The sequence below is a fragment of the Bradyrhizobium manausense genome (genome assembly GCF_018131105.1).
In the GTDB taxonomy this organism is placed as follows: domain Bacteria; phylum Pseudomonadota; class Alphaproteobacteria; order Rhizobiales; family Xanthobacteraceae; genus Bradyrhizobium; species Bradyrhizobium manausense_B.
Map to the genome: position 1 here is coordinate 2,200,048 of NZ_JAFCJI010000001.1, position 23,006 is coordinate 2,223,053.

The 23,006-nt window shown below is 64.3% G+C and carries 18 protein-coding genes and 2 tRNA genes; 4 read left to right on the top strand and 16 right to left on the bottom strand.

What is annotated here, in order from left to right; all coding sequences use genetic code 11:
* Positions 1-97: 97 nt before the first annotated feature.
* Positions 98-568 carry a type II toxin-antitoxin system RatA family toxin gene (locus tag JQ631_RS10345; RefSeq protein WP_212325947.1) on the bottom strand — a complete coding sequence of 157 codons (471 nt, stop codon included), beginning with the start codon at positions 566-568 and terminating at the stop codon, positions 98-100.
* Positions 569-574: 6 nt separating this feature from the next.
* Complete coding sequence (gene lipA / locus JQ631_RS10350) at positions 575-1,531, bottom strand: lipoyl synthase (protein ID WP_212325949.1); 957 nt, start codon at positions 1,529-1,531, stop codon at positions 575-577.
* 130 nt (positions 1,532-1,661) lie between these two features.
* On the opposite strand from lipA, the gene JQ631_RS10355 reads away from it, so the two are divergent.
* Positions 1,662-2,264: a DNA-3-methyladenine glycosylase gene (locus tag JQ631_RS10355; RefSeq protein ID WP_212325951.1), complete on the top strand. Its 603-nt coding sequence runs from the start codon at positions 1,662-1,664 to the stop codon at positions 2,262-2,264.
* A 2-nt stretch (positions 2,265-2,266) separates the two neighbouring features.
* On the opposite strand, the gene JQ631_RS10360 is transcribed toward JQ631_RS10355, so the two are convergent.
* The 11 genes from JQ631_RS10360 to JQ631_RS10410 all read right to left on the bottom strand — a co-directional run bounded on the left by JQ631_RS10360 (position 2,267) and on the right by JQ631_RS10410 (position 14,897).
* A complete protein-coding gene (locus JQ631_RS10360) occupies positions 2,267-5,143 on the bottom strand; it encodes a valine--tRNA ligase (RefSeq protein WP_212325953.1) in 2,877 nt (958 codons plus the stop codon).
* Positions 5,144-5,272: 129 nt separating this feature from the next.
* Positions 5,273-6,058 carry a PopZ family protein gene (locus JQ631_RS10365; RefSeq protein ID WP_212325955.1) on the bottom strand — a complete coding sequence of 262 codons (786 nt, stop codon included), beginning with the start codon at positions 6,056-6,058 and terminating at the stop codon, positions 5,273-5,275.
* Between the two features lie 303 nt (positions 6,059-6,361).
* Positions 6,362-7,753 carry a TolC family outer membrane protein gene (locus JQ631_RS10370; RefSeq protein ID WP_212328563.1) on the bottom strand — a complete coding sequence of 464 codons (1,392 nt, stop codon included), beginning with the start codon at positions 7,751-7,753 and terminating at the stop codon, positions 6,362-6,364.
* Between the two features lie 205 nt (positions 7,754-7,958).
* Positions 7,959-8,621: a protein-L-isoaspartate O-methyltransferase family protein gene (locus JQ631_RS10375; RefSeq protein ID WP_212325957.1), complete on the bottom strand. Its 663-nt coding sequence runs from the start codon at positions 8,619-8,621 to the stop codon at positions 7,959-7,961.
* Between the two features lie 130 nt (positions 8,622-8,751).
* A complete protein-coding gene (locus JQ631_RS10380) occupies positions 8,752-8,931 on the bottom strand; it encodes a hypothetical protein (RefSeq protein WP_212325959.1) in 180 nt (59 codons plus the stop codon).
* A 193-nt stretch (positions 8,932-9,124) separates the two neighbouring features.
* Positions 9,125-9,199, bottom strand: a tRNA-Asn gene (locus tag JQ631_RS10385).
* Between the two features lie 136 nt (positions 9,200-9,335).
* Positions 9,336-9,704, bottom strand: a complete 369-nt coding sequence (locus JQ631_RS10390; protein ID WP_212325961.1) for a hypothetical protein — start codon at positions 9,702-9,704, stop codon at positions 9,336-9,338.
* A 211-nt stretch (positions 9,705-9,915) separates the two neighbouring features.
* Positions 9,916-11,625 carry a flotillin family protein gene (locus tag JQ631_RS10395; protein WP_212325963.1) on the bottom strand — a complete coding sequence of 570 codons (1,710 nt, stop codon included), beginning with the start codon at positions 11,623-11,625 and terminating at the stop codon, positions 9,916-9,918.
* Between the two features lie 11 nt (positions 11,626-11,636).
* The gene (locus JQ631_RS10400) at positions 11,637-12,305 is read right to left on the bottom strand and encodes an OB-fold-containig protein (RefSeq protein ID WP_212325965.1); all 669 of its coding nucleotides are present in this window, start codon (positions 12,303-12,305) and stop codon (positions 11,637-11,639) included.
* A gap of 12 nt (positions 12,306-12,317) precedes the next feature.
* A complete protein-coding gene (locus tag JQ631_RS10405) occupies positions 12,318-13,481 on the bottom strand; it encodes a PspA/IM30 family protein (protein WP_212325967.1) in 1,164 nt (387 codons plus the stop codon).
* A 1,149-nt stretch (positions 13,482-14,630) separates the two neighbouring features.
* Positions 14,631-14,897: a hypothetical protein gene (locus tag JQ631_RS10410; protein WP_212325969.1), complete on the bottom strand. Its 267-nt coding sequence runs from the start codon at positions 14,895-14,897 to the stop codon at positions 14,631-14,633.
* Positions 14,898-15,153: 256 nt separating this feature from the next.
* On the opposite strand from JQ631_RS10410, the gene JQ631_RS10415 reads away from it, so the two are divergent.
* The 3 genes from JQ631_RS10415 (at position 15,154) to JQ631_RS10425 (ending at position 15,835) form a co-directional block, all read left to right on the top strand.
* Positions 15,154-15,348 carry a hypothetical protein gene (locus tag JQ631_RS10415; protein WP_212325971.1) on the top strand — a complete coding sequence of 65 codons (195 nt, stop codon included), beginning with the start codon at positions 15,154-15,156 and terminating at the stop codon, positions 15,346-15,348.
* A gap of 85 nt (positions 15,349-15,433) precedes the next feature.
* Positions 15,434-15,507 (top strand) — tRNA-Cys (locus JQ631_RS10420).
* 181 nt (positions 15,508-15,688) lie between these two features.
* Positions 15,689-15,835 carry a hypothetical protein gene (locus tag JQ631_RS10425; protein ID WP_212325973.1) on the top strand — a complete coding sequence of 49 codons (147 nt, stop codon included), beginning with the start codon at positions 15,689-15,691 and terminating at the stop codon, positions 15,833-15,835.
* Positions 15,836-15,949: 114 nt separating this feature from the next.
* Here JQ631_RS10425 and JQ631_RS10430 read toward each other — a convergent pair whose 3' ends face one another.
* Genes JQ631_RS10430 through JQ631_RS10440 form a run of 3 tightly spaced genes read right to left on the bottom strand, consistent with a single transcriptional unit; the run spans position 15,950 to position 22,984 of the window.
* Entirely contained in the window at positions 15,950-16,693 is a 744-nt protein-coding gene (locus JQ631_RS10430) for a tRNA-uridine aminocarboxypropyltransferase (RefSeq protein WP_212325975.1), read from the bottom strand.
* Positions 16,694-16,730: 37 nt separating this feature from the next.
* Positions 16,731-19,835, bottom strand: coding sequence for an efflux RND transporter permease subunit (locus JQ631_RS10435; RefSeq protein ID WP_212325977.1), 3,105 nt, complete (start codon positions 19,833-19,835; stop codon positions 16,731-16,733).
* Complete coding sequence (locus tag JQ631_RS10440) at positions 19,835-22,984, bottom strand: efflux RND transporter permease subunit (protein WP_212325979.1); 3,150 nt, start codon at positions 22,982-22,984, stop codon at positions 19,835-19,837. The genes JQ631_RS10435 and JQ631_RS10440 overlap by 1 nt, the downstream gene beginning before the upstream one ends.
* Positions 22,985-23,006: the final 22 nt, after the last annotated feature.

The following is a 23,006-nucleotide window of genomic DNA, read 5'->3' on the forward strand; positions in this document are numbered from 1 at the left end:
GCGAAGCAAATCCAGAGTCTTGCCACGACGGGATTCTGGATTGCTTCGTCGTAAGCGCTCCTCGCAATGACGAGGAGAGAGTGTGCGAACGTAAAGACTACGACGACGCCAGCTTAGGTCGGCCATAAATCGCATCGGCGCGCTTTTCGAACGCGGTTGAAAACCGCGCGAACGCTGCGTCGAACATCGAGCCCATCAGCATCGCCAGGATGCGGCTCTTGAATTCATAGGCGAGGAAGAAACCGACATCGCAGACGTCGTCACCTCTAGGTTCGAACGTCCAGCGGTTTTCCAGATTACTGAACGGCCCTTGCAGATATTCGACCAGGATTTTCAGATTGGCGCGATCGAGAGTCACGCGGCTGGTGAAGGATTCCTTGACCAGCTTGAACGACACCGTCATGTCGGCGACCAGCACCTCTGTGCCATCAGGCTTGGCCACGCGCTGGCGGATCTTCAGCGCGCTGCACAGCGGCACGAATTCCGGATAGCGCTCGACATCGGCGACCAGATCAAACATCTCGGTTGCGCTGTGATTGACCCGGCGCTTGCTCGAAAATTTGGGCATATCGGTTCAGCGGGCGTTAGCTGCCCGCGCGGCCTTCAGTCTCGCGAAATCCTCGCCGGCGTGATGGGACGACCGGGTGAGCGGGCTCGCCGACACCATCAGGAAGCCCTTGGTGTAGGCGACCTTTTCGAACGACGAAAATTCGTCCGGCGGAACGTAGCGCATGACCGCGTGATGCTTGCGGGTCGGCTGGAGATACTGGCCGATGGTCAGGAAGTCGACGTCGGCCGAGCGCAGATCGTCCATCACCTGCTGCACCTCGTGGCGCTGCTCGCCGAGGCCGACCATGATGCCGGACTTGGTGAAGATGGAGGGATCGAGCTCCTTGACCCGCTGGAGCAGCCGGATCGAGTGGAAGTAGCGTGCACCCGGCCGCACGGTGAGATAGCGCGACGGCACGGTCTCGAGATTGTGGTTGAAGACGTCGGGACGCGCGGCCACGACGAGCTCGAGCGCGCCGTCCTTGCGCAAAAAGTCCGGCGTCAGGATCTCGATCGTGGTCGACGGGCATGCGGCCCGGATTGCGCGGATGGTCTGGGCAAAATGCTCGGCGCCGCCGTCCGCGAGATCGTCGCGGTCGACCGAGGTGATGACCACGTGCGCGAGGCCCAGCTTGGCGACAGCCTCAGCGACATTTTGCGGCTCGGCTGCATCGAGTGCATTGGGCATGCCGGTCTTGACGTTGCAGAAGGCGCAGGCCCGGGTGCAGGTGTCACCCATGATCATGAAGGTCGCGTGCTTCTTGTCCCAGCACTCGCCGATGTTCGGGCAGCCCGCCTCCTCGCACACCGTGTGCAGGCCGTTGGCACGGACGATGTTGCGGGTGTCGGCGTAGCCGCGGGTGTTGGGCGCGCGCACGCGAATCCAGTCCGGCTTCGGCGGCGAAGCGGAATCCGGGCGGTTCACCTTTTCGGGGTGACGCGGCCGCAACGGGTTCGTGATGGTATCGACAATAACGACCATGCTCTGTCCGGTCTGTTCAGGTCCTACCTAGTCGGTCTGGTTGCCTGCCGCAACCCGGCTCGCGCCGGTTCAGGGAACATGGCAGATATGGGGAATATCCTGCTCTGTTCTCAAGCGATTCTCACCTCGAATGGCTCCAGTCTCGAAGACTTCAACGCCGCGGCTGGGCAAAGCCCTGAAGCGCAGCTTTTTCAAGCGCGACGTCCGCGAGGTCGCGCGCGACTTGATCGGAGCGACCATGCTGGTCGACGGCGTCGGCGGGATCATCGTCGAGGTCGAGGCCTATCATCATACCGAGCCGGCGGCGCACTCCTACAATGGCCCTACGCCTCGGAACCAGATCATGTTCGGCCCGCCCGGCTTTGCCTATGTCTACCGCTCCTACGGCATCCATTGGTGCGTCAATTTCGTCTGCGAGGAGGAAGGCTCGGCCAGCGCCGTGCTGATCCGCGCGCTGGAGCCGACCCATGGCTTGGCTGCGATGCGTCGCCGGCGTCATCTCCAGGAGGTGCACGCGCTGTGCTCTGGCCCGGGCAAGCTGACCGAGGCGCTTGGCATCACCATCGCGCACAATACCTTGCCGCTGGACGGGCGTCCGTTCGCGCTGCATGCGCGGACGGAGGATGTGGATGTCGTGGCAGGCATCCGGATCGGCATCACCAAGGCCGTCGAGCTGCCCTGGCGCTATGGCGTCAGGGGCTCGAAATTCCTCAGCAAGCCGTTTCCGAAATAACCCTACGACGCCTGCTTCAACCGCTCCAGCGCCTCGAGCAGCTTGGCCTTGCGAGCCAGCGCCGCTTCGCGCTTTTCGCGCTCCTCCTCGACGACCTCTTCGGCCGCGTTGGCGACGAACTTTTCGTTCGCGAGCTTCGACTCGGCGCGCTTGATGTCGGCGTCGGCCTTGCCGATCTCCTTGTCGAGGCGCGTGCGTTCGGCGGCAACGTCGATCACGCCCTTGAGCGGCAGCGCAGCCACCTCGCCGCGGACGAGCAATTGGACGGCCCCGTCGGGAGCACGGTCCGCGAAGGAGATGTCCGAGAGCCGCGCCATGCGCTTGATGACGTCGGTCCAGCGCGGCGCGCGCTCTTTCGTTTCAGCCGAGGCCCCGGCGAGCACCAGTGCCGTCAGTGTCGCGGGCGGGATGTTCATTTCCGCGCGCACCGAGCGGATCTGCGTGACCAGGTCGATGACCCAGCCGATCTCGGCTTCCGCCTTGGGATCGGTGAAGTCAGCATGGTCGAAGATCGGCATCACAAATGCCGGCGAGACCAGCGGATCGGTTGGTCCGGCCGCGGCAGCGAGCATCGCAAGCTGCTCCGGCGTCGGCCCGGCCGGCTTCAGCGGCCATTGCGCCAATGCGAGCAGGCCGTCGCGCTTGGCCGTCACCTCCCACAGCTCCTCGGTGATGAAGGGCATGAAGGGATGCAGCAGCTTCAGGATCTCGTCGCGCGCCCAGGCGACCATGGCACGGGTCTCGTCCTTGGCGGGACTGTCGGGGCCGAGCAGCACGGGCTTGGCAAGCTCAACATACCAATCGCAATAGACGTTCCAGACGAAACGATAGATCGCCCCGGCGGCGTCGTTGAAGCGATAGGCTTCGATGGCCTCGGTCACTTCGCGCGTGGTGTGCGCGCTCTCATGCGCGATCCAGCGGTTCAGCGTTTCCTTCGCCTTGGCCGGCTCGAAACCTTCGGGCACCGCGCAATGGTTCATCTCCGCGAAGCGCGACGCATTCCACAACTTGGTCGCGAAATTGCGGTAGCCCTCGACGCGGCTGGTGGCGAGCTTGATGTCGCGTCCCTGTGCCGCCATCGCGGCCAGCGTGAAGCGCAGCGCGTCCGCACCGAATTCGTCGATCAGATTGAGCGGATCGATGACGTTGCCCTTCGACTTCGACATCTTGGCGCCCTTCTCGTCGCGGACGAGGGCGTGGATGTAGATCGTCGAGAACGGCACCTCCTTCATGAAGTGCAGGCCCATCATCATCATCCGGGCGACCCAGAAGAAAATGATGTCGAAGCCGGTGACGAGCGCGTTGGTCGGATAGTAGCGCTTCACTTCGGGCGCGTCTTCGGGCCAGCCGAGCGTCGAGAACGGCCACAGCGCCGAGGAGAACCAGGTGTCGAGCACGTCCTCGTCACGGGTGATGAAGCCTTCGCGCTTGTTGCGGTCGAGCGCCATCTCGCGGCCCTGCTCGGCCGTGATCACTTCCTGCTCGACGTAATAGCCGAGCGCGTGGCTGACGGCCTCCTCCTCGGTCTCGGCGACGAACACCTTGCCGTCGGGACCGTACCAGGCCGGGATCTGATGGCCCCACCACAGCTGGCGCGAGATGCACCAGGGCTGGATGTTCTCCATCCACTCGAAATAGGTCTTTTCCCAGTTTTTCGGAACGAACGACGTCTCACCCGAACGCACCGCCGCGATCGCCGGCTTCGCCAGCGTCTTCGCGTCGACGTACCATTGGTCGGTCAGATATGGCTCGATCACGCTGTTGGAGCGGTCACCGTGCGGCACCATGTGGGTGTGCGGCTCGATCCGCTCGACGAAGCCGAACGATTCCAGCCGCTCGACGATGCGCTTGCGCGCCGCGAAGCGGTCGACCTTGTGAAACTCCTCGGCGAATTGCGAGGCGCCTTCCGGCAGGTTGCGCAGATAATCCTCGTTGTCGACGAGATCGAGGCAACCCTCCCTGTCGATGACGCTGATCCGAGCCAGTCCGTGGCGATTGCCGACCTCGAAATCGTTGAAGTCGTGCGCCGGCGTCACCTTGACCGCGCCCGAGCCCTTTTCCGGATCGGAGTAGTCGTCGGTGACGATCTTAATCTTGCGCCCGACCAGCGGCAGGATGACGTTCTTGCCGACCAGCTTCTGATAGCGCTCGTCCTCGGGATGCACGGCAACGCCGGTGTCACCGAGCATGGTCTCGGGGCGAGTCGTGGCGACGACGATGAAGGTCGAGGCATCCTCGGGGTTGAAATTCTTGCCCTCGATCGGATAGCGCAGATACCAGAGGTGGCCTTTCACCTCGGTCTGTTGCACCTCGAGATCGGAAATCGCCGTCAAGAGCTTGGTGTCCCAGTTCACCAGGCGCTTGTCCTTGTAGATCAGGCCGTCGCGGTGCAGTTCGACGAACACCTTGACCACGGCCTTCGACAGGCCCTCATCCATGGTGAAGCGCTCGCGCGACCAGTCACAGGACGCACCGAGCCGCTTGAGCTGGTTGATGATGGTGTCGCCGCTCTCGGCCTTCCACTGCCAGACCCGCTCGAGAAACTTCTCGCGGCCCATCTCGCGACGGCTGGGCTGCTGACGCTCCATCAACTGGCGCTCGACCACCATCTGGGTGGCGATGCCGGCATGGTCGGTGCCGGGCTGCCACAGCACGTCGCGGCCGCGCATGCGCTCGAACCGGCACAGGATGTCCTGGAGCGTGTTGTTGAGGGCGTGCCCCATGTGCAGCGAGCCCGTCACGTTCGGCGGCGGGATCACGATGGTGAAGGGTACGGCGTCGCGGCGGTCGGGGCGGCCGGCCTTGAACGCAAGGCTGTCCTCCCACACCACGGACATGCGGGCTTCGATATCGGCGGGCTGGTAGTTTTTCTCGATCATGGGGCTGCTAGAAAGCCGCGTGCGGGGTTCAAGTCAACGGAAAGCTCAGCGGCAAAAGGGCTTTCCGGCCCGACCGGCAGGTCAAGTATGTCACAGGAGCAGGGCTTTATCGGGGCCGGGCGGCCTGCTTCAGCGGCCGCCGCGCGAGACTCGCTCGATTTCGGCCTTCACGATGCGTTCGACCAGACCCGGCAGATTATCGTCGAGCCAGGATTTCAGCATCGGACGCAGCATCTCCTTGACCAGATCCTCCAGTGTCCGCGCATTGCTGCTGAGCACCGTATGGGCCAGGGAATTGAAGGCGGATTCGACCGCCGAGACGGTCGATTGGGCGAGCATCGGCTGCTGCGGCGGCAACGGCGGAGCGTCGAAGTCCACCGGCGCATAGGACGGCGCCGGCGTCGGGCGCGGTTGCGGCGCTTCGGCGAATTCGAGATCGTCGCGCGGCTCGACCCTGCGAAAGCTCGGCGGCGGTGGTGCCGGTGTCGGCTCCGGGTCCATCGCCATATCGTCAGTCAATTCGAGCACGTCCGGCTCAGGCTCGGGCTCCGGCTCAGGTTCCGGAGCACGGATCTCGGGCGCGGGAGTGGCCTCGTCCAGCCCGGCCAACAACGCATCGATATCGTCCTGGTTGTTCGAGCCGGCATCCGCTGCGGGTGCAGGTGGCGGCGGCGGTGGCGCGGCCTTCGCAGCCGGCGGCGGTGCTGGTTTCTCAACCACAGGCTTTGCAGCGGCGACCTTGGACGGTGGAATGTCGGCCATCGCCTGCGGCTTGGGTGCGGGCGCCGCAGGCGCTGGCGCGGCCTTGGCAGTCTCAGCCGGGGGCGGCTTGGCCTCATCATCGGCAATGATGCGCCGGATCGAGGCCAGAATCTCCTCCATGGAGGGTTCTGTGACCTTTGCAGGCTGCGTCATCTCCGACTCCACATCATCAACGCCCTCGCATGCGTTGTTTTACACCAAGCACGACAAGATTGGCCGGTTCCGGATGTGCGCCCCGACATTTTCGTCGCGACAGCCAGACTTGTCCCCAGATCACCGCTCAACGTGAGGCGGCGCGCCCCTGCCCCGTCACTCAAGCATCACGCATGCAACATTGGATGCGGAGCGAATCGACCCGCAGATTCTTCGCAAGGCTATGTCAGGGATTTTGATGATTGCAAGCAAAGCACCGGTCGGCGTCGTCTGTTTGCGAGGCCGACCGGAGAACTACGGCAATCAGCGTCCGTCGGGTATGCGCACGCCGGCCCAGCTGTCGCGGACCTGATGGTAGTGCACGCTGGGATCGTAGATCGTGGTGTTGAGACCGAGCACAGCCGGTGCGAGGCGGCCCACCGCGTTGAGCACGGAGTAGGACGCGACCACGCGGTCATGCTGCGCGGTGACGAGCGCCACGCGCGCGTTGACCAGCGCCTGCTGCGCGTTGAGCACGTCGAGCGTCGTGCGCTGGCCGGCCTTGGCCTCTTCGCGCACGCCGTTCAATGCGATCTCGGAGGCCGTCACCTGCGCCTGGGCGGACTGCACCTGCGCCTTGCCCGCTTCCAGCTGGCCCCAGGCCTGCACGACGTTGGCGCGAGTCTGATCACGGGTGGTTTCGAGGTTCAGCCGCTGCTGCGCCAGGTTCTCTTTCGATTGCCGGATCAGTGCGTATTCAGCGCCGCCCTGAAAGATCGGCACCGAAGCTGTCGCGATGGCGGAGGCGGACGTCGTTCGGAAGACGGTCAAGGTCTGCTGGTACGACTGGGTGATGCCGGCTTGGACCGTCACCGTCGGCAGCAACGCGCCTTCGTTGATCTTGACCTGGAGATAGTTGACGTCGATGCCATACATCGAGGCCGTGACGTTGGGGTTCTCCACCAGGCTGAGACTGACGGCGGAAGCGATCGAAGGGGGCAGGAAGCGATCGACCGGCGAGCCCGGGGCGAGGTTCGACGGCTCGTTCCCGATGATGCGGCGGAAGTTCGAACGCGTCGTCGTGAGATTCGATTCGGCGGTCAGGGCTTGAGTCTTGCCCGCAGCCAGCTGCGCTTCGGACTGCGCGACGTCCGTGCGCGTGACTTCGCCGACGTTGAAGCGATCACGCGTCTGCTTGAGCGTCTGCTCGAGCACGCGCACGTTGCTGCGTTGAACCTCGAGCGTTGCCGAATCACGCAGGTAGTCCATGTAGGTCGTTGCAGCTTGCAGAAGGACCGTCTGCTCAAGCACGCGCAACGCCTCGCGCGATCCCGAGACCTGGCTTTCTGCCGCGCGTGTCCTGTTGGCGGTCTGGTTGCCGTTATAGAGCGTCTGGTTGACGGTCAGGCTGGCGGCGTTGGGCTGAAGGGGCGGATCGCTATGGATCGGCAGGCCCTTCTGCACCGCCTGGATATCCTGATATTGATAGCCGGTGCTCAGGCTCAAATTGACCTTGGGACGATAGCCCGAGAGGGCCTGCGGCACGTTTTCGTCGGTCGAGCGCACTTGGGCGCGCTGCGCGTTGAGCTGCGGATTGTTCTGATAGGCGCGCACCAGCGCAGCCTCGATCGTATCCGCCAAGGCAGGCGCCGGTCCGGCAAGCGCCGTCAGGAGGACCGAAACCGCTGCTCCGGTGAAGAGCTTCACCCCATGCATCCCTGAAAATCCGTTCATTCTCACGTCAGGCTCGTGCCCGCGAACCTGGTTACCGTATCCGAGTGGAGTCGTTGCCCCGCAGCAACATAGGACGCGGTTGAGCGCGACGGAACTACCCCCGGGTAGTTCTCAGCGGAAACTCTTTACGTGCAGCATCCCGGCCACACTTCTGATTCAGAACGGGATTTTAACGGGGATTCAGCTGTCAAAAGACGAAGGCGGCCGCTTGTTCCAAGCCGGGCAGCACCGGAGCTGCCGCGTCGAACAACGGCCGATAGCCGAATTCGCCGTGGGAATGGGTCACGATCATGGCCCGCGACGGCCGCGATTCGGCGGAAACGCCCACCAGGCGGCCGCCTTCCCTGAGCTGGCCAAACAACCCGTCCGGCGTCACTTCGGTGGCGCCGTTGAGGACGATCACGTCATAGGGTCCGGCGGACGCGTCGCCCTCGGCGCAGGCGGCGGCCTTGCAGGTGACGTTGGTGAGCCCGAGCGCGGCGAAGGCATGCCCGGCTTTCGCAGCCAGAGCCGAATCGGTTTCGGTTGCCGTAACCTGGCGGGCAAGCTTCGCGGTCAGCGCGGCGAGGTAGCCGGTGGCGCAGCCGACGACCAGCACGTTGTCGCCCTCGCCGATCTCGGCGGCCTGGAGCAGCTTGCCGGTGAGCTGCGGCTTGATCAGGTAGCGCTTGGCGCCGCCTTCGCTCACGTCGAGATCGAGATCGAGATAGGCCAGCGCCTGCCGGCTCGCCGGCGCGAACAGCTCGCGCGGAACCGAGAGCATGGCATCGATAACGCGGCGATCGGTGACGTCACTGGTGCGCACCTGGCCATCGACCATTTTTAGGCGCGCGGTCGAAAAACCGGACATTTGCGGACCCTGCAAGGCGGACGATGCCGCTGGAATGAGTTGGCGGCATCTTTGGAGCAGGCTCTGCGAAAACGCAACACGTCCGTCGGCCGGTCAGCCACGGCGACGCAAGCATGGGACGTAAGATGGCCTATTCGATCGCGACTGCGAGGCGACCGATCAGGGCCGCGACTTCGTCCAGCCGTACCGAATCGGGGGTCTCAACCGCGCGGGCGAGACGGGCGAGGCCCTCATCGTCGCTCAACTCAGGAATGTCCGCGGGCAGAATCGAAGGGGCCTGATGGGCGCGGTCGATCTGGAGGTCGGGCATGGGAATCAGCTCCGTAAGAGTCCGGCGCCGCAAAGCTCGATTTGAATTGAGTCGATTTGGTGCCGCGCGGGACACATCCGCTTGAACGCGATTCTGCTCTGAATTCGACAGCGGCCGAATTGAGAGATCAAACAAGCAGCATCGTGCGCCACATCAATATGCGCTTACAAGCCGTTGAATATGAAGCGGAATTTGGCTCCCCGGGCTGGATTCGAACCAGCGACCATCCGATTAACAGTCGGATGCTCTACCGCTGAGCTACCGAGGAAAAGGGCGAACTGTTCGTCCGCGCGCGGCTGCGTATAACAAAGCCGGTTGCGCTTGCAAAGGACGAATTCGCCATCATTCGCACAGCATCGAGGAAGGGCTGATCGGGCCCCTCCCCGGGCTCGGGTCAAGCCGCGTTACTCGGCGACGAACGAGGTGGTCTTGGTACCGGAATCGTAGCGCAGCCGAAGCGCGGTGAACTTGCAGAGGTTGACGTTCTTCCAGAGCACGGACTCGTTGTAGTTCTCCCAGTCGACGCGGATGTTCCAGACGCAACCCTCGTCGTCATCGTCGAACTCGACATAAGTGCTGGCCTGGTTCTGCAAGACCTTGTCGAGCTCGTTGTCCCATTCGTCCAGGCCATCGTCGGGGGCGTTGAAGCCCAGGAATTTGATGGCGTAGCCGGTCTCGTTGACGACGGTGACGTTGCGGGCGTCGGCCGCGAATGATGGCGCTGCGGCAATCGCAAGACCGATCGCGATCAGTCCAGACAGAAAAAACTTCATGGGAAATTCTCCGGATCGAAACAGACTCCGGCGCCTGACGTCGATCGGCGCAGGCGCCGCGGCAACCAATGGCGTTGCCTTGAAGTGTTCGTCCGGAGCGTGGTCGAGAGTTTCGACGGCCTCTCGACACGCGCTCCGGCTGTTGCGCGACGCGAGACGCGCAACAGCCAGTTACTATCGTTTCGAATTCTCCGTAGCAATGAACCCGCATTCATAGATCCGCGGAGTTTGTTTTCTCCGGCGCGGACACTGCCACCGGCGCCACCGCGGCACCGTTGGGCTTGCCGGTCACGGCACCGACCAGCGCCTTCACGGGATCGTCGCCCGGAGCAAAACCGCTCTGGCGCAGGATCTCGTCGATCATCGGACGCAGGGCGTGGACCTTGAGCAGCTCGCCGGCGAGCCCCTCGCCGAAGCCGACGCCGCCACCTGCGGGTCCGCTCCCGTTGCCGCCAAACGCGCCCCCGGTGTGCAAGATGCGAACGTCCTTGAGGTTGGCGATCGGCTTGACCATCTCGGCGAGCGCCGACGGCATCGTCTCGATCCGCTTCTTGGCGATCTCGAAATCGATGACGTTGGCGCCGAGCTTGTTCTGCGCCTCGTTCTTCAAGGTGATGACGGCAGCTTCGGCCTCACCGATGTTGCGCACGCCGACCGCCTTGATCTTGTTGGACTCGGCTTCCGCCGTGGCCAAGGTCTTGACGGCCTCGGCGCGGTCGAGCGATGCCTTCTTCTCGGCTTCGGCCGCGACGATCAGCTCGGTCGATTTGCGCTCGGCCTCGGTACGCGCGGCGAGCACCTGGGTGAGACGGGCACGGTCCGCGACCTCGACGGCGCGCGCGGTCACGACCTTTTCTTCCGCGGAGACGGCCAGTGCTTCCGCCGTCTTCGCCTCGGCGACGGCTTCTGACGTCGTCTTGCTCTTGGCTGCGATCTGGATCTCGTTCTCCTGCGTCGCAATCTGGATTTCGCGCTGCGCGTCGGTCTTGCGCTTGTTGATCGCCAGATCCGACTCGATCACCGCGGTTTCCTTGACCTGCTTGGCGCCGGCCTCCTTCTCGGCGACCGCCCGGTCGGTGTCGATGCGGGCGTTCTCCTCGGTCAGGCGCGCGGTCTGCGTCGCGGTTGCGACTTCGGCGCGGGTGCTTGCCGTCTTGTTGGCGATGTCGCGCTCCTGCGACAGCTCGGCCTCCTTCTTGGTCCGCTCGATCGTCAGGGTCTGCTGCCGCGCCTCGAGATCCTTCTGCGCAATCGCCACCTCGTTGTCGCGGACGATCGAGTTACGATCGCGCCGGCGCGTCTCAGTGACGGTCTTCAGCTGGGTCAGACCTTCGGCGTCGAAGAAGTTCTCGGGATTGAAGAATTTGACATCGGTCTGGTCGAGCTTTGTGAGCGACACGGATTCGAGCTCGAGCCCGTTGGATTTCACGTCGGACTCGACGGTCGCTTGCACGTGCTTGACGAAATCGCTGCGTTTTTCCTGCAGCTCCAGAATCGACATGGTGGCCGCGACCGAGCGCAGGCCGTCGACGAATTTGGCCTCGACCTGGTTACGCAGGGCTTCGGCATCATTGGTCAGTGCACCCAGCGTCTGGCTCGCAAGCGCAATGCTCTCATCGTCGGGGCGGACACGCACGTAGAATTCGGCGACGATATCGACGCGCAGGCGATCCTTGGTGATCAGGGATTCCCGCTCCTTGCGCTCGACGGTGAGCCGCAGCGTCTTCAAATTGACGCTGGCATAGGAGTGGAAGATCGGCAGGATCATGGCGCCGCCGTCGAGCACGACCTTCTTGCCGCCGAGGCCGGTGCGCACGAAGGCCTCGTCGCGCGTGGCGCGTTTATAGAGGATGGTGAAGATGATCCCCAGGACAACGATCAGCGCGACGCCGATCATGGCCGGGACTGCGATATCGAACATGATTTTCTCCGCTAAATGATGTGCTGGCTTAGAGTGGCTTTGGACGGTCTGAGTTCATCGTCGGCCTTCACCGCAACGAAACGGGTGTCGACGCGATCGACCAGGAGGACGAGAGTCCCCTGGGGCAATGGCGCGGAGTCGGGCGCTGCGACGGCCGAGACGAAGTGCCTGTTACCGTGGACGTCCGCGACGCTGACGCGGCCGGGCGGCCCCTGGTCGAGCGGACCGATGACGACCTCACCGATGCGACCGACGAGATCGCCGAGGCCAACAACGTAGCTCTCGTCCTTGGGGATGGCGCGTGCGATGCCACGGCTCGCGGCACGGACCAGCGGCACCGAGACGACGACCGCCGCAAGCGAGGCGATGCCGGCCGGCAAGGGCCCGACCACCATCCGCGCCACGTCCTGGATCAGGAAGCCGGTGATGGAAAAGGCACCCAGCACCAGCAGCAGGAAGATCAGCAGCGGCACGCCGCCGACGTTGATCCAGGAGATCGCGTTGATGACGCCATTGTCGCTAGGATGGCTGAAATCGATGCTGGTGCCGAGCATCTCGCTGAGCGAGGCTCCGACCAGCATCGTGACCACTTCGAGCGTGCCGACGATGAGGATCATGGCGGCCGCGATCGCGAACGGCCGGACCTCCGGCGACATGACGTGTTCGAGCAATGTGCTCATGACACGATACTCTCAGGAGCGCGACTTCAGCCGCGCCAGCCTCGCCGCAATTTCCTTGTCGCGATGCAACGCGCTGAGTTCATCGATATCGCTCGAATACGGAATGCCCGGCGGCACGCCGGTGACGCGCGCCACCGCCCTGCCCGCACGCAACGCCTTCGCCGCAGCGGCGCCGCCGCCCCGCTTGCGCGGTGAAGTCGAAGCCTGGTGGCTCGCGGCCGCCTCGCTCTTTTCGAGATCGATGCGGCGCTGTTCCGCGTCCTGGAGCGCTGACAGCACCGCGCGCAGCGACGTGACGCATTGCTCGATCTTCTCGTTGTTCTCGTCGATGGCGCGGGAGAGCACCTCGAACTGTGCCTCCAGATCCATTTGCCGCGCGATACCGGCGCGGGCGAGATCGTCGCGGCTGTCGGCGATCGCGCCCTCGATCTTGGCGGCGAGATCTGTCATTTCGCGTTCGATCTCGGTCCGGCGCGCGTTGAGCCGGTATTCCTCGGCACGCGCGGCCGCAAGCGCTTCGCGCGCCTCGCTCTCTGCGCGCTCGATCTCGCGGATCGCCTGGCCAACCACTTTCAGCTTGTTGTTGCCTTCCGCCTGCTCGATCGCGTCATAGGCGATGCCGGCGATCAGACGTCCGACCCGGGACAGGAAATTCTCGGGAGCGGCTGCGATGGTATCCATAGCGTTCTCCTCCTCTGGCAGACTGTTCGGCGTGACGCCGTAGTGAACCTCGAAACCGTCGTCGGTGCGGATCAGGTGCGCGGGCACGCTCTGCCCCCAGCCCTCCGCATAGCCGGCATAGTCGAAGGGCACGCTGAAGCGCCCTTGCACGGTGGAAATTGAAATCGTGGCCGGCCCCTTGATCTTGGCGAGCTTGTCGTCGAGCGGCAGGCGGCGGCCTTGCGCGGCGCGATAGTCGGCGCGGTCGCGCAGACCCAGCGTCACCAGCCGCGACGGGAGCGCGGTCTCTTTGCGGATCGGCTCATAGGCATGGGCATGCAGCAGGACGACATTGGAGCCCACATTATGGGTCCGCGCGACATCATCCAGGATCTCCATCATGCGGTCATAGGCCTGGAACGTCGCCTCCATGGCGGCCTTGGCGGCCGGGTCAGGGGCTAGCCTGTAACGCAGCGCCGATGGCGCATGTCGGGGCGACGGGCTCATGGAAAGCACTAAAGCACCATTTTGGTGCTTTACAAGAGGGAAGCTCGATCACGTTCCACTGATCCTGATGCATTCTATGGGTTAGTCGCTGTCGCCTGGAGCCGCGTTCAAGGCGGGGCATCACTTCCCTAGAGCCCCGCAGATCAAGACTTCTTGCACGCGCGGGTTGCAATTTTACGGAAGGTCCTTTGCGACCTGGAACGCGGGATCGACGTTTGCCGCCCGGCCCTCTCCAAACGTCGTTGCGAGAGCCCTCGCGACGAAACACTCAGGAATCCGTCCGTCGCGACCGTCTGGATTGCTTCGCTGCGCTCGCAATGACGGATCAAGTAGACGCATCTTCGCATTCTCGCGACGTGTTTCGCCCGAGCCTTACACCTTCACGCCACCCTCCGATGTCAGAGGGCGCAGGGAAGACCGGGTGCCGGCTGGCACCCGCGATCCACTGTGCGAAGGTTGCGCTACAAGAGGCTGCACAGCGGCATACAGGTGAAGCCAAACATCCGGCCTTCCCTGCGCAGTGGGTTTACGGCTTATGCCGAGCTCTCCCCGGGGAGCGATGCACTATTGCCCCCGTCGCCTTGCAGATGGCTGATGCGCGAACCCGGTTGGGTCGCACGCATCACCGCAGGACTTGACGCACAGACTCCGGGCGTCAGGACGACACGGTTTTACCGTACGCTGACCGCACCGGTCGTTTGCGCGACGCTCTCGCTCACGGTTGCCCGCCCTGCGATATCAGTCGCGCCGATGCCGTCGGCGTCCACCACGGCTCACCCCACGTTCGTGACGATCGCGATACGTCCCTCTGACCGGGATGAGGTGGCGGATGTCTACGGCAAATCAGAATTTCGGTAAAGCGGAATGTTTCTGTCTGGCCGGATTGACCCGCTGATTGGGTGTTTTGCCCGTCGGGCAACGCAAGCGATTGTGGGTGACGCTACGCCGATCCGTCTACGAAGTCCGGAATCTGATCAGAACATTCTGGAAGCAGATCAGTTGGTCATGAATCCATCAGGTATGATCCGACGGCTTTCAGGATCTATGCCGGATTTCGTTCCCTCAACAGCTTGTCCGCAGCATATCCCCACCCGCGTCAGACGGATTTGCGCCTGCAGGGCAAAGCACTTGCTGCGCAGAAATCCACAAGACGCCGGTTCAGCCGCCGGCCTGGTCGAACACGGTGCGGCAAGCCTCGCTCAGGCTTGAGCGGTTACGCCGCAGGCAGGCCGTGATGGCCTTGACGTTCGGGATCTCGCCGGCACAGAGCCGATAGACGTCGGGGCTGCAGGCCTTCCGCTGCTCCGGTGTTCCCGGCTGGGCCTGGGCGGCGGTGGCAAACAGCGTCAGGAACAGCCCGACCGTCGAGGCGGCGCGACGCGCCCGGCTCCTCACACCCGCAAACCGCAAGAACCTCGCCTTCATGACCGGTCTCCTGTCTGTCCTGCTTGCCCGGCCGCCGTCGGCCGGTGTGGGCAAAGAGGTAGAAGGAATAAATCACGGGGGATGTGATCTCTTTCACACTGGCACCCTCGCATAGGAACCTAGGCTCCGATGGGGACTTAAGACATCGCTAACCAAATCGCTTGCGATCGCCCGATCGTTAAAATGCGAACAATCGGATCAATCGGGAAACAAACCGGCTTTGCGACAGTGCGCCATCCGCGTTCCGGAGGGTGCGATGAGCGAAGCCGAATTCAACTTGATGCTGGATGCCGTCCACGACGCCATGATTCATGACAATTTCGCGCCCGCTCCGGAGGAGGATTTCGTGCCCCGCTCGTGGAGCTTCGATGCGTCTCCCAAAGCCGCAAACGACAATGAGGGCGCGTGGCCCTTGGTGCCCTTTCCGGAGGGCTGGTACGCCGCCTGCTGAGATCTCTTGGCTCAGGCTGACGTAACGCGGCGGCTCGCGGGGTTGCCTAATCCGCTGATCCCCTATATTGCTCCGCCCTCGTTGAGGCCACGTGGCGGAGTGGTTACGCAACGGTCTGCAAAACCGTGTACACCAGTTCAATTCTGGTCGTGGCCTCCATCACAACTCCCTGATATTCCAACATAAAATGAACCGGCGCCGGTTCCACCTCACCTGTGGGCGTTGCTCGTGCGAGTCGCCCTCACCGGGGTTGCCCGGGAGTGCCTGGAAACTCCCGATTCAGATCGTCCGGCATAACCTTCGCATCAACTGAGTGATGCAAACGAGCGCTGGAGTGCACGTGGGCGATATCGTCCGATTTGTTTCGAAGTCCGAGCAGGAGCGGGCTCGCCTCATACGTGAGGCGCGCGCGATCTATGACAGCATCTTCCCGCCTTCTGCCCCCGACCAGGGGACGCAGGACGACGAGGAGAGCGTCAAGAATTAACGGCAGACCGAGCCGAGTCTCTTTCGCGCTCTGGATTCGGCTGCCCGTTCTTTGTTCCGCAGCTGTCAGTTCTGCATCTGCGCCCTTGGCAGGGCCATCAGCCGGAGTGAGGAACTAGGCAGACCGCTTACCGCGGCGAAAATCGCGACGGCGACCTTTTGGGGCCGGCTTCGGCGCCAGCTCCGGCATCTCGGCCTGAACCTCGCGATAGCGTGTCAACAGCCGTTCAAAACTGGCGTTCAGCGTCTCGGCGATGTCGGGACGCCGCTCGAGGCCAGCCAGCAGCGTCGCGGCCGCTTCGATGGTGGAGAGCCCGTCTTTCCGCGGCTCCTTGCGCAGGTGGCCATAGCGCGACGGACGCGCCGGATTGAGGATCACGCGCTGGCATTTGAGCATCCAAGGATTGCGCCACCATAGCGCCTTGGCCTGGCTCCAGGTGCCATCGAGCAGCACCACGCCTTCGAGCTTGTTGAAAATGGCGCGCTGGTTCTCGGCGACCTCGCCCTTGCGATTGAGCGCGACGATCTCGCCGTCCACGTCGAGGTCGGCCGCACGCGCGGAGCCAAGATAGAGCACGGCCCAATGCGAGGCGTTCTCGATTGGATGGCCGAGCGCCTTGGACAGGCTCGGCCAGGACAGGCCGACTTTCACGGTCGCATCGGCGAAATGCCTGGCCAGCAGCCGTGCGGTGCCGAGCGTCCTGTCCTGCTCCTGCGGATGCTGGAGGATCAGGAGCGACAGCTTGTTCTCGATCGGCGTGACACTGTCGCAGATGCAGAGCGGCATCGGCTTCTGGCAGTGCGGACATTCGGGAATCGGCTCGGGCGCTGCGGCCGCGGTTTCGGCTGGGGTCGACATGATCGCCGCTATACGCTTCGCGCGGCGGTTCAACAACCTATTCCGCCGGTGCGGCCAGCGCGCGCGGCTCCGACCGCCGGCGCAGGCGGTCGATCAAGAGGTAGATCACGGGCGTCGTATAGAGCGTCAACACCTGCGAAACGAAAAGGCCGCCGATGATGGTGATGCCGAGCGGGCGGCGCAACTCCGTGCCCGGACCGGTCGCCACGACCAGCGGAATGCCGGCGAACAGCGCCGCCATGGTGGTCATCAGGATCGGGCGGAAGCGTGCCTGGCAGGCCTCGAAGATCGCCTCGGCCGACGACAGGCCGCGCTGGCGCTCGGCATCGAGCGCGAAGTCGACCATCATGATGCCGTTCTTCTTGACGATACCGATCAGGAGGATGATGCCGACGAAGGCGATCACCGTCAGCGGCGTGTTGGTGATCTGAAGCGCCAGCAGCGCGCCGAGACCGGCCGAGGGCAGCGTCGAGATGATCGTGAGCGGATGGGCAAGGCTCTCATAGAGCACGCCGAGCACGATATACATTGCCACCAGCGCGCCGAGGATCAGCAGTGGCTGCCGGCCGCTGGTCCTGGCGAAATCGCCGGCATTGCCGTCAAAACTGCCGCGGATGCCTTCGGGCATGTGCAACTCGTCGACCGCGCGCTGGATGTTCTGCGTGGCGGCCTGGAGCTCGACGCCGGGCAAGGTGTTGAACGACACCGTGGTCGAAGGCACCGACTGCGAATGATAGACAGCGAGCGCGGCGAGCCCGCGCGTCGCGTGCACCACGGCGGAGAGCGGCACCTGCACGTCGCCGGAGCCTGCGACGTAGATGCGCTCGAGATTGGACGGGTCGACCTGGAATTTCGGATCGATCTCCAGCACGGTCATGTACTGGTTGCGCTGAGTGTAGATGATCGAGATCTGGCGCTGCGAGAAGGCGTTGTTCAGGGCATTGTCGATGTCCTGAACCCTGACGCCGAGTGCCGCCGCCTTCTGGCGATCGATGTTCAATGTCAGCTGAAGTCCACCGGGATCGCGGTCGCTGGAAATGTCGGTGATGCCCTCGACCGTCTCCATGCGCTTGGCCACGATCGGCGCCCATTTCTGGAGCAGGCCGAGGTCGGTGCTCGAGAGCGTGTACTGGTAGTTGGAATCGCTCTGGCGGCCGCCGGCGCGCACGTCCTGGGCGGCAAACATGAAGAGGCGGATGCCGGGCACAGGGAAAAGTGCCTTCCGCAACCGGTCGATCACGACCTGGGTCGAGATGTGGTCGCGCTCCTCAGGCGGCTTCAGACTGATATACATGACGCCGCGGTTCGAGGTCGCGCCCCCCGGCCCGCCTCCACCGCCGACGGTCGACCCGATGCCGGCCACAGCCGGATCCTGCATCACGATGTCGGCGAGGCGCTGCTGGAGCGTCAGCATCGACTGGAACGAGATGTCGGCCGAGGCCCGCGTCGCGCCGATCACGAAGCCGGAATCGTCCGTCGGGAAATAGCCCTTGGGCACCTTGATGTAGAGCATCACGGTCAGGCCGATGGTGGCGAAGAACACCAGCAGCGTCAGCAGCGGAAACTCGAGCACAGCGCGCAAGGTCCGGGTGTAGAACGCGACGATGCGCGACAGCGAACCTTCGATCAGGCGGTCGAACAACGTGGCGGAATCCGACGTGGTCTGCTTGACGTAATGGGCGCAGATCATCGGCGTGACGGTCAGTGACACCAGCGTCGAGACCACGATCGCGAAGGTCAGGGTCAGCGAGAATTCGCGCAACAGGCGCCCGACGATGCCGTCCATGAAGATCAGCGGCGTGAACGCCGCGATCAGCGACAGGCTGATCGAGACCACCGTGAAGCCGATCTGCTTGGCGCCCTCCAGCGCCGCCTGCATCGGCCGCATGCCGTGCTCGAGATTGCGGAACATGTTCTCGATCATGACAATGGCGTCATCGACCACGAAGCCGACCGAGATCGCCAGCGCCATCAGCGACAGATTGTCGATCGAGAAGCCGGCGACCCACATCCCCGCGCAGGTTCCGGCCAGCGCCAGCGGCACCGAGATGCCGGCGGCGATGGTCGGCGTCATGCGGCGCAGGAACACGAACACCACGACCATGACGAGAATAGCGGTCGCCAGCAGCGTCCACTGCATGTCCATCACGCTCGCGCGGATCGTCGAGGTGCGGTCGACCAGGGTGGAGACCTCGACGCCGGCCGGAATCCACTGCTTCAGCGCGGGGATCAGCGCCTTCACCCGGTCGACGGTGTCGATGACGTTGGCGTCGCCCTGCTTGGTGATCTGGATCAGCACTGCCGGCTGCTTGTTGAACCAGGCGATCGAGCGCGCGTTGCGGACGGAATCCTCGATGTCGGCGACGTCGCCGAGCCGAACGAAATTGCCGTTCGAGCTCTTGATGACGATGTCGCGGAATTCCTTCGCGGTACGCATCTGCTTGTTGAGCGCCAACGTCTCGCTCTGGCGCTCGCCGTTGAAGATGCCGACGGGACCCAGCGGGTTGGCATTGATGATGGCGGTGCGCACGTCGTCGGTCGCGATCCCCGCATTCGACAGCGCCACAGGATTGAGCTGGATCCGCACCGCCGGCTGATCGGCGCCGGACACGGTGACATCGCCCACGCCCGGAACCTGCGAGATGCGCTGGGCCAGCACGGTATCGGCGACGTCGTAGATGGCGCTGGCGGATAGCGTCTTCGAGGTCAGCGCCAGCACGAACACCGGCGCGCCGGCCGTGTTGGCCTTGCGAAAGCGCGGCAGCGCCGGCAGGTCGCTCGGCAGATCGACCAGCGCGGCATTGATGGCGGCCTGCACGTCGCGCGCCGCCTTGTCGATGTTGCGGCCGATGTCGAACTGGAGCTGGATGTTTGCGGTGCCGAGCGACGACGTCGAGGTGATCTGGTTGATGCCTGCGATTTCGCCGAGCCGCCGCTCCAGCGGTGCGGCCACGGTTGCGGCCATGACCGAGGGATCGGCGCCGGGACGACTGGCCGAGACGAAAATGGCGGGGAAGTCGACATTCGGGACGGACGCGACCGGCAAGAACTCGTAAGCAACGCCTCCCAGCAGGAACAGTCCGATCGACAGCAGCGTGGTCGCGACCGGGCGGCGGATGAAGGGCTCCGAGATCGATGCCATCACTGCATCCCCTCGGTCGCGCCAGCCGTGGGCGGCGCGTCGGGTTCCGGCGGCGGCAGCGCCTGCTCCAGGCGGCGGTTGATGCGGTCGAGCGCGAGGTAGATCACGGGCGTGGTGTAGAGCGTCAGCAACTGGCTCAGCAGCAGGCCGCCGATGATGGAAATGCCGAGCGGGAAGCGCAGCTCGGCGCCGGTGCCGCTCTCGATCGCCAGCGGCAGCGCGCCGAACAGCGCGGCCAGCGTCGTCATCATGATCGGGCGGAAGCGCAACAGGCAGGCCTGCACGATGGCCTCGTCCGGCGGCATGCCCTGCCCGCGCTCGGCCTCCAGCGCGAAGTCGATCATCATGATCGCGTTCTTCTTGACGATGCCCATCAGCAGGATGATGCCGATCAGGCCGATGACCGAGAGGTCCTGCCCGCACAGGATCAGCGCCAGGATGGCGCCGACGCCGGCCGAGGGCAGCGTCGAGAGAATGGTGATCGGATGGATGTAGCTCTCATAGAGCACACCCAGCACGATGTAGATGGTGATGACGGCGGCGAGCAGCAGCCAGGGCTGACCGGCCAGCGCCTTGGCGAATTCTGCGGCGTCGCCGGCATAGACGCCGACGATGCTGTTGGGCATCTCGATCCGGGTCTCGATCGCCTTGACCGCCTCGACGGCATCGCCGAGCGCTGCACCCGGCGCGAGGTTGAAGGAGAGCGAGATCGCCGGGAATTGCGCCTGATGCGAGATCGCGAGCGGTGCCGTGGTTCGCTTCAGCGTCGCCACCGCGTCGAGCGGCACCTGGGCGTTGGGTGCGCCGGCGGTCGCGCTGGCACCGCCCGGCAGATAGAGCTTTGACAGGATCGAGGGATCGCGCTGGTACATCGGCAGCGCCTCCAGCACTACGCGGTACTGGTTGGCCTGGCCGTAGATGGTCGAGATCTGGCGCTGCGCGAACGCATCGTTCAGCGTGTCGGTGATCGCCTGGAGGCTGACGCCGAGCTGGCCGGCGCGGGTGCGGTCGACGTCGAGCTGCGCGCGCAGGCCGCCTTCCTGCGCCTCCGAGGAGACGTCGCGGAACAACGGATCGCGCCGCATCTCGTCGACGAGCTTTCGCGCCCATTCCGACACCAGCGCCGCATCGGTGCCGGTCAGCGTGTACTGGTATTGCGAGCGGCTCGACTGGGTCGAGATCTGCACGTCCTGCACCGGCTGGAAGTAGACGGTCATGCCGGGGATGCCGGAGACCTTGTCCTTGAGGCGGGCAATGACCACGCTGACATCGTCGCGCCGCTCGCCGCGCGGCTTCAGGGTCATGACGAGGCGTCCGACATTCGTGGTCGGGTTGACCGAGCCGGCGCCGATCACCGAGACCACACCAGTCACGTCAGGATCGGCCTTGATGGCGTCGGCGGCATCGGCCTGCCGCTTCTGCATCTCCGCGAACGACACGTCGGGCCCGGCTTCGGTGACCGCCGTGATCGATGCCGTGTCCTGAAGCGGCAGGAAACCCTTCGGCGCGACGACGTAGAGGACCAGGGTTGCGACCAGCGTCGCGAAGGTGACGACCAGCGTGGTGCGCTGGTGCCGCAACACCACGAGAAGCGTGCGGTGGTAGAATTCGACAGTGCGGTCGATGAAGCGGCTGACGGCGGCGAGCCCCGGCACCGTCATCTCCTCATGGGCGTGCTTGAGCAGCCGCGAGCACATCATCGGCGTCAGCGTCAGCGACACCACCGCGGAGGTCACGACGGCGATGGTTAGCGTCAGCGCGAATTCGCGGAACATGCGTCCCACGAGGCCCGACATGAACAAAAGCGGGATGAACACCGCAATCAGCGAGACGGTCAGCGAGATCACGGTGAAGCCGATCTCGCTCGCGCCCTTGAGCGAGGCGGTCATCGCGTTGTCGCCGTTCTCCATGTGGCGGACGATGTTCTCGATCATGACGATGGCGTCGTCGACGACGAAGCCGGTGCCGATCGTGAGCGCCATCAGTGACAGATTGTCGAGGCTGAAGCCGGCAAAATACATGATGCCGAAGCTCGTGATCAGCGACAGCGGCAGCGCCACGCCGGCGATGATCGTTGCGCGCAGCGAGCGCAGGAACAGCAGCACGACCAGCGTCACCAGCACGACGGCGAGGACCAGCGTGAACTGCACGTCGTGGACGGAGGCCCTGATGGTGACGGTGCGGTCGGAGACGATGGTGAGTTTCACGCCCGCCGGAATTGCGCGCTGGACCTTGGGGATCTCGGCGCGGATCTGCTTGACGACGTCGATGACGTTGGCGCCGGGCTGGCGCTGGATGTCGATGATGACGGCCGGCGTGCCCTGGTACCAGCCGCCGGTGCGGTCGTTCTCGAGCCCGTCGACGATCTGCGCGACGTCGCCGATCGTCACGGGCGAGCCGTTGCGGTAGGCGATGATGATCGGCCGATAGGCGTCGGCAGCCGCGATCTGGTCGTTGGCGGCGATGATGTAGGCTTGCTGGGCGCCGTCGAGCGAGCCCTTCGGACCGGAGACGTTGGCGTTGGCGATTGCGGCGCGCAAATCCTCCATCGCGATACCGTAGGCGGCGAGCCGCGCCAGATCGGCCTGGATGCGCACGGCCGGCTTCAGCCCGCCGAGCACGGAGACGCGGCCGACGCCGGAAATCTGGCTGAGCCGCTGCGCCAGCAGCGTGTCGGCGATGTCGCTCATCGCGCGCAACGAGATCGTGTCCGAGCGAAGCGCCAGCGTCATGACCGGCGCATCGGCCGGGTTCACCTTGGCGTAGGTCGGCGGATAAGGCAGCGTCTTGGGCAGCACGCCGGCGGCGGCGTTGATCGCGGCCTGCACGTCCTGCGTCGCGCCATCGATGTCGCGGTTGAGGTCGAACTGGAGCGATATCTGGCTGACGCCGAACGAGCTCGTCGAGTTCATGGACGTCAGCGACGGGATCTGGCCCAGCTGCCGCTCCAGGGGCGCGGTGATCAGCGAGGCGATCACGTCGGGGCTCGCGCCCGGCAGCTGCGTCGACACCTGCACGGTCGGGAAGTCGACCTGCGGCAGCGCGGACACCGGCAGCGCGAAATAGCCGAGCGCGCCGCCAATCAGCAGCGCAATGCCGAGCAGCGAAGTCGCGATCGGCCGGCGGATGAAGGGTTCTGAGACACCCATGAGATGCGCCTGCCGCTCAGGC

Excerpts from the sequence above, each read along its gene's own strand:
- JQ631_RS10345 (WP_212325947.1), bottom strand. The coding sequence starts at position 568 with ATGCCCAAATTTTCGAGCAAGCGCCGGGTCAATCACAGCGCAACCGAG.
- lipA (WP_212325949.1), bottom strand. The coding sequence starts at position 1,531 with ATGGTCGTTATTGTCGATACCATCACGAACCCGTTGCGGCCGCGTCAC.
- JQ631_RS10355 (WP_212325951.1), top strand. The coding sequence starts at position 1,662 with ATGGCTCCAGTCTCGAAGACTTCAACGCCGCGGCTGGGCAAAGCCCTG.
- JQ631_RS10360 (WP_212325953.1), bottom strand. The coding sequence starts at position 5,143 with ATGATCGAGAAAAACTACCAGCCCGCCGATATCGAAGCCCGCATGTCC.
- JQ631_RS10365 (WP_212325955.1), bottom strand. The coding sequence starts at position 6,058 with ATGACGCAGCCTGCAAAGGTCACAGAACCCTCCATGGAGGAGATTCTG.
- JQ631_RS10370 (WP_212328563.1), bottom strand. The coding sequence starts at position 7,753 with ATGCATGGGGTGAAGCTCTTCACCGGAGCAGCGGTTTCGGTCCTCCTG.
- JQ631_RS10375 (WP_212325957.1), bottom strand. The coding sequence starts at position 8,621 with ATGTCCGGTTTTTCGACCGCGCGCCTAAAAATGGTCGATGGCCAGGTG.
- JQ631_RS10380 (WP_212325959.1), bottom strand. The coding sequence starts at position 8,931 with ATGCCCGACCTCCAGATCGACCGCGCCCATCAGGCCCCTTCGATTCTG.
- JQ631_RS10390 (WP_212325961.1), bottom strand. The coding sequence starts at position 9,704 with ATGAAGTTTTTTCTGTCTGGACTGATCGCGATCGGTCTTGCGATTGCC.
- JQ631_RS10395 (WP_212325963.1), bottom strand. The coding sequence starts at position 11,625 with ATGTTCGATATCGCAGTCCCGGCCATGATCGGCGTCGCGCTGATCGTT.
- JQ631_RS10400 (WP_212325965.1), bottom strand. The coding sequence starts at position 12,305 with ATGAGCACATTGCTCGAACACGTCATGTCGCCGGAGGTCCGGCCGTTC.
- JQ631_RS10410 (WP_212325969.1), bottom strand. The coding sequence starts at position 14,897 with ATGAAGGCGAGGTTCTTGCGGTTTGCGGGTGTGAGGAGCCGGGCGCGT.
- JQ631_RS10415 (WP_212325971.1), top strand. The coding sequence starts at position 15,154 with ATGAGCGAAGCCGAATTCAACTTGATGCTGGATGCCGTCCACGACGCC.
- JQ631_RS10430 (WP_212325975.1), bottom strand. The coding sequence starts at position 16,693 with ATGTCGACCCCAGCCGAAACCGCGGCCGCAGCGCCCGAGCCGATTCCC.
- JQ631_RS10435 (WP_212325977.1), bottom strand. The coding sequence starts at position 19,835 with ATGGCATCGATCTCGGAGCCCTTCATCCGCCGCCCGGTCGCGACCACG.
- JQ631_RS10440 (WP_212325979.1), bottom strand. The coding sequence starts at position 22,984 with ATGGGTGTCTCAGAACCCTTCATCCGCCGGCCGATCGCGACTTCGCTG.